Genomic DNA, 12006 nt, shown 5'->3' with positions numbered 1-12006 from the left:
CTGCTTCACTGCTTCACAAGGTAACATGTAACAGCGTAACTAAATCAAATTGAAAATTGAGAATTCATATGTGATAATTTCTTTTGCCTACAGCCTACAGCCTACAGCCTACAGCTTAAAATCTCACAGCCTTCCTGTTTATCTATGACTTTTTAGCTGTTCTCAATTAATTTTATAAACCAGGATATTGTTGGATTCTCCTTTGGTGACCAATTCCATTTTACGGTCGTTATCGATATCGTCGAGATCGATGTCTCCGTTTCCAAAAACCGGAAAGTTCTGAATTGAATTTCCTGATGAATCGAACAAATAGGTTTGTTTCGCTTGCAGATCCGTCAATCCGACATATATTTTATCATAATAGTAGAATATTCTGGGTTTGGTATAGATTCCGAAATCCATTTCAACCGTATTGTCTTTGATTGAAAGCGTGTTTTCTGAGATCGATGCCAGGGTGTTTACGGTAGCATCGATCTGATGTTCGGGTTTTAAGTTCATGGGTAAGGGGGTAACACGGCCCGCCTCATCGACCATTACCAGATCTCCGTTATTATTGGTGGTCGCGAATTTATCCTGATACCAATAGACCTGATTACCCGAAAAATCGATATTGTCCTTTACCGTGATCCGGCTGTCACCGGTTCGGTGCAAAATATCCAGTTTGCCATTTTCTTCCTGCATAACGATATAGTCTTTGGAGCCTACCCGAATATGCTGTGGGGTGTTGATGATTTTACTTCCGGCCTTGGTAAAGTTGAAACCACTGACCTTTTTGCCATCCCTGTCCAGCATGGTGACATCAGCTCCGCTCACAATTAAGAATCGATAATCTTTATTCTTGTCATAATCAAATAAGGCAAGCGGTTGTGTGATCGGTTTTTCAAAATTAATGGGGAACGGACTTACATCATTACCGTTTCTGTCGATGATGTATAGTTTTCCAGTGGTGACAAATGCGAGTTGGAGTCTTCCATTTCTGTAGAGATCGACTTGTTCGATCTTTCCATTGATCTGGCCATCCAGTCGTTTTTTCCAGAGTACCTTTCCGTGGGTGGAAATGAGGTAAAGGTCATTTTTAATATCCTGTACCACCACTTCTTTTTGTTTGGTGCGGTGATTGATCACGAATTGTGGTCGTCCGGTAATTTCAGCATCCAGTGTCGTATTAAAAACCTGAGTGATAAGTCCGGAACTGCTTCGCGATGTATTATTTTTACGGGTGTATAGATTTAAATGAGAAAAATCGTCTTCTGTGGTGTATTGGATACCGATAAAATTCTGTGAACTCAGGTCTTTTTTTCGGATATAATCACTGAACTCATCAGAAAATATATGATGGTTCTCCTTCATGCTTTCAAGATTCCCTACGATCTCTATATTCGAAACCCCGGCCATCCCTTTTTTAAGGTCATCATAAGCAGTAAGTCTGGCGAGAACCGAATGATTTTGAATATTGGATATGATGCTTTTTAAGGTTTCCTCATTCTCCGTAAAAATGAAATATTCATTAATGTAGCTTGCAAATCCGACACTGGCCTTAGGAAAGAATTTTTTGAAATGCGTAGCGATCAGGTCATTTTCGGACAATTGCCAGATAGTCTCATTACGATAGGAATCGGTATTCGTTATGTAGGGTTTTAGTCGTTCTTCAAATTGCAAAGGCTCTTCTGAATTGAAAGCATAGGCAGTGCCATCGTTCAATTGAATGAAGGTGGCTTCTGTAACATATTTGAATAGGCTGTCGTTTTCTTTGACAGGGGTAGCTAAAAGGTGTTCGCTGTTTCCCAGGTCGATGTAGTATTCCATCGTGGCAGGAATGATCTGCTGGACACCGGTGACATCACCGTCTTTATGTTTTAAATCATTGAGCAGGTTGTGTATCGAATCGGAAGCGAGGGCGATACCATTTCCGAGAATTGCATCCGCGGAAATTTCAAGATCGAGAGAGGTCCAGTCGCTGATTTTTTGAAAACTGTCACTGAATTCGGTGTTGAAAATGCCTTCGAGTAGCTGGGGGACTCTTTTGTTATCGATGAACAGGGTTGAAGCATGATTTTTTTGTGCAACCAGGAATAATTTATTGAGTTCCGGATTTGAAAAAGGTTTTTCAATATTTCTGATTGTGTTTTCGATCAGTAATCTGGAGGAGGATCCAATGAAATACTCGCCCAGGGTAATACTGAAGATCTCGTCGTCACCGATCGTCAGCTGTTTAATGGATCTGCTTTCGTAATCGATCTCCTGAATATTTCTTGCGATAGTAGAATCAATTGCGAACAGGTCATTATGATTTCTGGTGATGAAAGTGTATTCAAAATTCGATTTTCCAATCTCGTTTAAGCAAAGCAGCGATTCGCCTTTCGGACTTATATATTGTAAGGAATTGAGAAGGGATTCCGATTTTTTGAAATTATCATTGTCTTTGAATACCTGGAGGAATTCATTATTGATCAATTCACTTTTAAAGCGATCAAGATCATTGATCTTAACGATCACTGCAGCATTTCCGGGAGCAAGATGGATGATATTGTCTATAGCCGGTTGGTCATTTTTGCAGGAGATCAGGGCAAGGGCAGCTGCTAGTGCCACTACTAAAAGTCTATTCATCGGGTTGGCGCTTTGGCACAAAAATAAAATTTAAAACTCAAAGGTCAACTGTTCAGGCAATAATCGAAAGGATTTACGGTGATATGGGCTTGGACCGTATTCCTTAATAGCCTCACGATGTTCTGTGGTGGGGTAGCCTTTATTTTGTTTCCAGTTGTACATCGGGTATTCTTCATGAATACGTTCCATGTATTCATCTCTGTAGGTTTTTGCCAATATGGATGCTGCTGCTATATTGAGAAATTTATCGTCCCCTTTAATAATACAGGAATGTGGAATTTCGAGAAAAGGTTTAAATCTGTTTCCGTCAACCGCAATGTATTCCGGAATCTGATGTAATTTCTCCAGCGATCGGTGCATTCCAAGAATAGATGCATTTAGAATATTGATCTTGTCGATCTCCACGGGATGAATATGAGTCACGGCATAACAAAGTGCTTTTTCCTCGATCTGTGGGCGAAGGATCATTCTTTTTCTCTCCGTCAGTTTTTTTGAATCCCTGATTAAATCGTTCCTAAATCTGTCCGGTAAAATTACTGCAGCAGCTGTAACCGGCCCTGCAAGGCATCCACGCCCCGCTTCATCGGTTCCAGCTTCCAGTTTGTAAGTACTATACCTGTTTTTCATGGGGTTAGGTTTGAGAAATTCGTAAAAATCGGGAAAAAAAATATAATTATCATTATTTCTTAGCAAACTCTTGCGATTTCTTAAAATTAACATAATGCCTGTTGGCAAATATTTGGTTTATTAAGAAATTATTAAGATGTTTGTCGCACGCTAAATCAAATTAATTAAAAATATGAAATCAAAGTTTACTTGGATTTTGACGCTATTCCTAGCGTTCGGATTACAGTTCTCCTTTGCTCAGGAGAAGACGATTTCGGGTACGGTTACTGACCAGGATGGTCTGCCGTTGCCTGGTGCAAACGTGTCTGTGAAGGGTACCGCAAGAGGTACTCAGACAGACTTTGATGGTAACTATTCATTATCTGCCAGTGTAGGAGAGGTGTTAACGTTTAGTTATATCGGACAAAAATCAGAAGAACGCACTGTTGGTACTTCATCAACAATCAATGTTCAATTGATGGCAGATTCACAAGCACTTGAAGAGGTGGTTGTTTTAGGTTATGCTACCACCAACAAGGCGGAATTAACCGGTTCTACTGTGCAATTGAACGCTGAGGCGATCGAACAAGCTCCTGTAGCTTCTGTTGATCAGGTTCTTCAGGGTAAAGTTGCTGGTCTTGTAATTACTAACTCTTCTGGTACTCCTGGTTCTACTACGGATATCAGAATTCGTGGTATTTCTTCGATCACCGCTGGTAATGAGCCGTTATATGTAATCGACGGGGTTCCTGTTGTTAACAATAACGTTTCTGCAACTTCTTCAGGTTCTTCGCTTTCTCCACTTGCGAGTATCAACCCAAACAACATCGAGAGTATGACCGTTCTTAAGGATGCGTCTGCTACCGCTGCTTATGGTGCTCGTGGAGCTAACGGGGTAATCGTTATTACTACGAAAACAGGTAAATCAGGTAAAACTGTATTTAACCTTAGTACTTCTTATGGTTTCTCTAACGATGCTACCGATGGTCCTACAGTACTTACCGGAGCTCAGAGAGAGATGCTTTTTTATGAAGCGCTTTACAATACTTACGGTGCAGCTTACGATTTTGATATCGACGGAGCTCAGGCTTTCTACGAAGCGAACACCGGATCTTTTGGAAATGATTATGTAGTTTGGAATGCTGCTGGTAGACCTGAAGCTCACTGGGCTGATGTGGTTACCAATCGTGATGCTCCAATTCAGGAGTATAACCTTTCTGCCAGTGGTGGAGATGAAACATCAAACTTCTTTGCTTCTCTTGGTTACTACAAGCAGGAAGCTACCGTTATCGGTTCAGATTTCGACAGAATTACAGGGCAGCTGAATTTCAGCAAGCAATTATCTCCTGCGTTCCGTTTTTCAACTACTAACTCGGCTTCTCATTCTTATCAGGATGGTTTATTGGAAACTAGTGCGTATTTCTCTTCACCACGTACTATCAAGTTTTTCCAGCCGCCGATCGAGATGCCATATAATGAAGATGGTTCGATCAACCTTAATACTACGCTTCCAAACCCGCTTTGGATCGCGCAAGAAGATATCGATGATTCTAAATTCACAAGGATCATTACCAACAACTCGCTTACCTGGGATACTCCAGTTGAAAATCTTTCATTTACAACTCGTGTAAACATCGACTATCAGGTATATAACTATAAGCGATACAGAAACCGTATCGATGGTGACGGTTCATCTACCAACGGATATGGTTGGCAGGCAAACAGAAACCGTGCTAACTACGTATTCCAGAACTCTGTTGATTATACCTGGAATGTATCTGACGATCATTCATTTGATTTCAAAGTTCTTCAGGAATACCAAAAGAACAGATTATACTATCTGGAAGCGGACGGAGATTCATTCGGTGATGACGGTCTGACTAACCTTAACTCTGCAGGTAACCCAACTACTGCAAACTCTTGGTACACTGACTGGGCAGTTGCATCTTATATGGGACTTATGCACTACAGCGCGTTCAACGGACGTTATGTATTCGATGCTACTTACAGACGTGAAGGGAACTCAAGATTTGCCAGCGATAACAGATGGGGTAACTTCTGGTCTGTCGGAGGTGCGTGGAACATCCACAGAGAATCTTTCCTTGAAGGAAGTAATCTTTTCAGTAACTTGAAACTTAGAGCTTCTTATGGTGTGACCGGTAATGCGAACATCGATCTTAACCAATATCAGGCGCTTCTTAACTATGATTCAGATTATGCTGGAGAAGGAGCTTCTTATCCTGGTACTTTTGGTAACAATGACCTTAGCTGGGAAACTTCTCATACCTATGATATCGGTATCGAAATGGGATTCTTCAGAAACAGAATCACTGCTAACGTAGGTTACTACAACCGTGAATCTAAAGACCTGTTACTGGATGTGCCACTTTCTTTAACTACTGGATTTACCAGTCAGACAAGAAACATCGGTAGAATGGAGAACAAAGGTATCGAGGTTGAAGCTAACTTTGAGATCATCCGTTCAAATGACTTTAACTTGTCTATCGGTGGTAACTTTGCTTCAAACAACAACGAAGTTCTTGAACTTGCTAAAGATGCATTCGGTGAAGAAATCAATATCACCAACGGAATCAAGCGTGTTGAAACAGGACATACAGTATATGAGTGGTATATGCCTTCTTATGCAGGTGTAGATCCTGATACTGGAGTTGACCTTTGGTATACCGATGGAGAAGGAAGTGAAACTACTACAACTTTCTCTCAGGCTAATTCAGTTTATCAGGGATCAAGTGCACTTCCAACATTTACTGCGGGTATGAACTTCCATATCGATGTTAAAGGATTCTTCCTTGATGCTCAAGGTTACTACGCTGGAGGACACAAAGTTTATGAGGATTGGGCACGTTATACAAACGGTCGTGACCTGTTTACCCTCTTGTATTATAATGGTGTAGATGCTATCTTAGACAGATGGCAACAACCAGGGGATACCGGAACTCGTTTTGGTAAAATGGAATTTACCACTTTCCCATGGCAACGAGATAACAAGTTCCTTTATGATGGTGACTTTTTCCGTCTAAGAAACGTAACTTTTGGTTATGATTTCAATCAGGATTTCCTTGATACTATCGGATTCAGTGCAGCCAGAGTATTCGTAAGAGGAACTAACATGTTCACTTGGGTGAAGGATGACAGAATGAAGTATGACCCAGAAACAGATGCAACAGGTTACCTTAAATTGGCAACTCCTCCTGTAAAATCTGTAGTTTTCGGTGTTAACCTTAAATTTTAAAAAATCATGAAGAGAAGTAATTTAATATATAAAATTGCATTGTGCATGACGTTACTTGCTGGTTCAAGTGCATGTACAACAGAAGATCTGGAGCCATCAACAGAGCAGAATAAACCAATCGAAGGTGGGATTATTTCGGTAAGTAACCTTTACGGAGTTCTTAAAGGTGCATACTCAATGATGACTTCCAGTGGATATTATGGTAGAGATATCATTATCAACGGGGAGGTAAGAGGAACAGACAACTGTTTTTCTAACGGTAACTCCGGGCGTTTTACAACTGAGGCGTCTTTGAGCTATAACCCGAACTCTACTTATATCTGGGATAACTGTTATGATGTTATCGCTTCCGCTAACGTAATTATCGGAACTGATGCTACGACATTAACCGGAGATATGGGTGAGGCTGAGCACTATCAGGGGCAAGCTTACGTAATGAGAGCTTTAGCGCATTACGATCTGCTTAGAACTTACGGGCAGCAGCACGTAGGTGGAACTCTTGGTGTTCCTTATGTAACTGAATTCAAAGGTGAAGACCTTTTCCCTGCCAGAGAATCTGTAAGTGATAACGTAACTTCTATCATGGCTGACCTTGATATGGGATTCTCTTTAATGGATGATTCTTATGATGATGGTTCAAAACAGTTTATCTCTAAGTTCACTGCGATGGCTATCAAATCAAGAGTAGCTATCTATTTCGGACAATGGAGTGTTGCTGCAACTGCTGCTAAAGCGGTTATTGATTCTGGTGATTTCTCAATTGTAGCAGCTTCTAATTTCGTAAGTTCATGGGTTGGTGAGTCTGCTCAGAACTCTATCTTTGAATTAGCGTTCAGTGCAACTGACAACCAGGGGATCAACGGACTTGCTTACATCTACAGATTAGGACCAAACGGTAGCTACGGAGATGTACAGGTACTTGATGAAGTTATCGATCTTTATGAGGATACAGATGTAAGAAAGGATATCTTAGGATATGAAGATGATATGCTTAGAAATATCGGAAAATATCCAAACAACCAAGGGTATGATAACGTGCCGATCATTCGTTACGAAGAAGTAGTACTTAACTATGCAGAGGCTTTACTTGAAACCGGAGATGCTTCAGGAGCACTTACTCAGTTAAACCTTATTACCAGCAACCGTGGTGCAACCGCTTATACCGTTGCTAACAAGGATAACATTCTTAACGAGCGTAGAAAAGAGTTAATGTTCGAAGGATTCCGTTTTGATGATTTGATGAGAACCGGTCAGGATCTTGTTAAGACTTCATTACAGCAGAACATTCTTCAAACCATTCCTTACGGAGATAGCAGACTTGCTTATCCGATTCCACGTACTGAAATGGATGTAAATTCTAATATGGAGCAAAACCCAGGGTACGGAAACTAAGAATTAACTTTCCAACTATAATAAAAAGCCATCTGATTCTATCAGGTGGCTTTTTTATTTAAATTGCAATCGGAAATAATGGATGTTCAAATGAATTTGTAAGCAGGTATTGCTGAATTGTGTTAGTGTGGATAAATCCCTTTTGTTTCCGGAATTAACAAATATCTTTGCAGCAAATAATATACCTTTGCTCTCAAATTTTTAACTGAATGAAGCGAATTCATTACCTGTTCATCGTGTTCTTTGCGATTTATATGTCCGGATATTCTCAGGAAATTCCAGAGGGAAGAGTGGTTCAGGATACTACCCTTTCATTAAGGGAAAGAATGGCTCAGAAACCGAAGAAGGAGATCACATTTGCCATAGAGGATTACAAGATCATTTCTTACGACAGGGATACTACCCATTTCGATACTACCCAGACGATCAGGAAGGAGTATAAGTTCAATTATATGAGAAAGGATGAGTTCGAGCTATTACCTTTCTCCAATGCAGGGCAAACCTACAATCGTTTAGCGGTGCCTGTTAAGCAGTCTTCTTTCTATCCGGAGCTCGGTGCCGAAGCAAAGCATTATAATTATCTTAAAACAGAGGATATCAGTTATTACCGTGTACCTACGCCAACAACTGATGTTTTATTCCGTTCGGTGATGGAACAGGGACAGATCCTGGATGCTGTGCTCACCTTGAATACTTCGGAAAGAATGAATCTTTTTGTTGGATACAGAGGGATGCGCTCCCTTGGAAAATATCAGCATATCCTGGTTAGCAACGGAAATTTCAGAATGGGCTTCGATTATAAGACCAAGAATGATCGTTACCGGCTTCGCGGACATTTCACATCACAGGATCTTCTGAATGAAGAAAATGGAGGGATAGCCGTTCGGGAACAGTTCGAATCCGGTGAAGTTGAATTTGTGGATCGTTCCAGGATCGACGTGAAGTTTGAAAATGCAGAAACCTTTTTGTTGGGGAACCGACTATATTTTGATCATAGTTATGCGTTGTTCAAGGCAAATGACTCGCTTAGAAACTATCGTATATCTATTGGTCATGCGCTGGATTACGAAGCGAAAACCTATGAATACAGACAGAGTTCATCGACCGATTATTTTGGAGATGCATTTCAGTTAAGTAATATCAATGATAAAGCAAAGTTCAGAACCTTGAAGAACCAATTCAATCTGAAATATGAAAGTGATCTTTTAGGGGAGATAGCCGGGGAGGCCAATCTTTATAATTACAATTATTATTTCAATAGTGTTGTAGTGACTGAAGATGGTATTGTACAAAATCAGCTTAAAGATACGGAGGTGTCTTTAGGAGGAAGTTGGAAAAAGAAGGTGGGGAGATTCTTTATCAATGCCCGATTCGTTCAGAATCTGGTCGGCGATATGGGAGGGACTCTATTCGATGGTTCCGCCGGAATCAACCTCACGAAGGATATAAGTCTCGAAGGAAGGTATTACCTGTCTTCGAGAATGCCAAACTTTAATTATTTGCTTTATCAAAGTGATTATGAAAGCTACAATTGGCAGAATTCCGATGTATTTGATAAGGAGACTGTCAATACAGTTGGAGGAGTGCTTAGTAGTAAGAAATGGGGTCAACTTGAGGCGAGCTATAGCCTAATGGATAAAAAGGCGTATTTCGGATATGCAGATACTACAAGTGAGGATGGTGATGCCGAAGTTACTACTGCACCGGAAGACCAGATCATTCAGCCGTTTCAATATTCGGGTTCCATCAACTATTTAAAGGTGAAATTTGAAAATGAATTTCGTTTTGGGAAGTTTGCTTTACATAATACCCTGATGTATCAGGAGGTCGGACAGTCTGAAAACATATTGAATGTTCCTCAGTTTGTCACCAGAAATACACTCTATTTTACAGATCATTTATTTAAAAAAGCATTGTTCATTCAGACAGGAATTACTTTTAAGTATTTTACAGAGTATTATGCGAATGGTTATAATCCTGTGATGAGTGAATTCTTTGTACAGGACTATGAGAAGATCGGTGGTTTTCCTTTGATGGATTTCTTTATTAATGCCAAGGTTCGCCGTACCAGGATCTTCTTCAAAGCGGAACATTTTAATTCTTCCTTCACCGGTTATAATTTTTATTCGGCTCCTGAATATCCCTATCGTGATTTTATCATTAGGTTCGGAGTGGTATGGAATTTCTTTTCATAAGAAAGGGATAACAGTAACGCAGTAAACTGTATTCCGTTTTCTGTTTCCGTTCACTGTATTCTAACTTCTGGCGTTGATCTCATTGAGAATTGAGAATTGAAAATTGAGCTATAATGTATGGGTTTCTACTATATATTGAGTAATCACACTGCTATTCCTCGTCTCCCTTTAGGGTCGGGGTAAAACGAGGAAGAGGTGTTTAGTGATAGTAGTAACACGGTAATACAGTATCACAGTAATATATATAGTAAACTGTTTTCCATTTTCTGTTTTCCGTTTTCTAACTTCTGGCGTTGATCTAATTGAGAATTGAGAATTGAGAATTGAAAATTGAGTTTTAATGTATGGGGTGCTACTATATATTGAGTAATCATACTGCTATTCCTCGTCTCCCTTTAGGGTCGGGGTAAAACGAGGAAGGGGTGTTTAGTGATAGTAGTAACACGGTAACACAGTAATATAGTAAACTGTTTTCCGTTTTCTGTATTCCGTTTTCCGTTTTCTGTATTCTAACTTCTGGCGTTGATCTCATTGAGAATTGAGAATTGAAAATTGAGCTATAATGTATGGGGTACTACTATCTATTGAGTAATCATACTGCTATCCCTCGTCTCCCTTTAGGGTCGGGGTAAAACGAGGAAGAGGTGTTTAGTGATAGTAGTAACACGGTAATACAGTATCACAGTAATATAGTAAACTGTTTTCCATTTTCTGTTTTCCGTTTTCCGTTTTCTGTATTCTAACTTCTGGCGTTGATCTAATTGAGAATTGAGAATTGAAAATTGAGTTTTAATGTATGGGGTGCTACTATATATTGAGTAATCATACTGCTATTCCTCGTCTCCCTTTAGGGTCAGGGTAATACGAGGAAGGGGTGTTTAGTGATAGTAGTAACGCGGTAATATAGTAAAGCAGTAATGCAGTAATGCAGTAAACTGTATTCTGTTCACTGTATTCTAACTTCTGGCGTTGATCTAATTGAGAATTGAGAATTGAGAATTGAGAATTGAGTTTTAATGTATGGGGTGCTGCTATATATTAAGTAATCACTCTGCTAATCCTCGTCTCCCTTTAGGGTCGGGGTAAAACGAGGAAGGGGTGTTTAGTGATAGTAGTAACGCGGTAATATAGTAAAGCAGTAATGCAGTAATGCAGTAAACTGTATTCCGTTCACTGTATTCTAACTTCTGGCATTGATCTAATTGAGAATTGAGAATTGAGAATTGAAAATTGAGCTATAATGTATGGGTTTCTACTATATATTAAGTAATCATACTGCTATTCCTCGTCTCCCTTTAGGGTCGGGGTAAAACGAGGAAGGGGTTTTAGTGATAGTAGTAACACAGTAATGCAGTAAACTGTATTCCGTTCACTGTATTCTAACTTCTGGCGTTGATCTCATTGAGAATTGAGAATTGAAAATTGAGCTATAATGTATGGGGTGCTACTATCTATTGAGTAATCACTCTGCTATTCCTCGTCTCCCTTTAGGGTCGGGGTAAAACGAGGAAGAGGTGTTTAGTGATAGTAGTAACACGGTAATACAGTATCACAGTAATATATATAGTAAACTGTATTCCGTTTTCCGTTTTCTGTATTCCATTTTCCGTTTTCCGTTCACTGTTTTCTGTATTCCGTTTCCTGTTTTGAATTTTTCTCAAAAGGTAAATCGCATGGAATAAAGGGCTTAGGAATTATTTTAAAAAAAGATGGATAAAAGGGTTGGAAGTATGGAAAAAATAGTTCTATATTTGCACCCGCTTTCGGGTTGAAGGTCGCTTGTCAAGAGCGGTATTTACGAGGAAAGACGTTCATTTACAGAGTGGTGCAGAGAGGTTGAGAAGGGATTGAAAATTTTTTTCAAAAAGTTCTTGCGAGATCAAAAAATGGTTGTAGTTTTGCACCCCGCTACTGAAACGAAAGTTACGGCGGCGGCGAAGTTCTGAAGAGGTT

At 39.8% G+C, this 12006-nt stretch carries 5 protein-coding genes; 3 read left to right on the top strand and 2 right to left on the bottom strand.

Translation table 11 applies throughout. The features are described 5' to 3' along the window. Positions 1-162: 162 nt before the first annotated feature. Positions 163-2607, bottom strand: coding sequence for a ribonuclease HII (locus tag DMZ48_RS10275; RefSeq protein ID WP_143955061.1), 2445 nt, complete (start codon positions 2605-2607; stop codon positions 163-165). Positions 2608-2637: 30 nt separating this feature from the next. Next, a complete protein-coding gene (locus DMZ48_RS10270; RefSeq protein WP_143955060.1) occupies positions 2638-3234 on the bottom strand; it encodes a ribonuclease HII in 597 nt (198 codons plus the stop codon). Positions 3235-3406: 172 nt separating this feature from the next. Here DMZ48_RS10270 and DMZ48_RS10265 point away from each other — a divergent pair, with 172 nt between their 5' ends. The 3 genes from DMZ48_RS10265 (at position 3407) to DMZ48_RS10255 (ending at position 10053) form a co-directional block, all read left to right on the top strand. Then, positions 3407-6466, top strand: coding sequence for a SusC/RagA family TonB-linked outer membrane protein (locus DMZ48_RS10265; protein ID WP_143955059.1), 3060 nt, complete (start codon positions 3407-3409; stop codon positions 6464-6466). Between the two features lie 45 nt (positions 6467-6511). Further along, on the top strand, positions 6512-7858 hold the full coding sequence (locus tag DMZ48_RS10260) for a RagB/SusD family nutrient uptake outer membrane protein (RefSeq protein ID WP_242009177.1): 1347 nt from the start codon (positions 6512-6514) through the stop codon (positions 7856-7858). A gap of 209 nt (positions 7859-8067) precedes the next feature. Further along, on the top strand, positions 8068-10053 hold the full coding sequence (locus tag DMZ48_RS10255) for a putative porin (RefSeq protein ID WP_143955057.1): 1986 nt from the start codon (positions 8068-8070) through the stop codon (positions 10051-10053). The last annotated feature ends 1953 nt before the right edge of the window (positions 10054-12006 follow it).

The organism is Robertkochia solimangrovi (genome assembly GCF_007279655.1).
Lineage (GTDB): Bacteria > Bacteroidota > Bacteroidia > Flavobacteriales > Flavobacteriaceae > Robertkochia > Robertkochia solimangrovi.
Note: the sequence above shows the minus strand (reverse complement) of the source record. Positions and strands in the feature narration are given on the sequence as shown.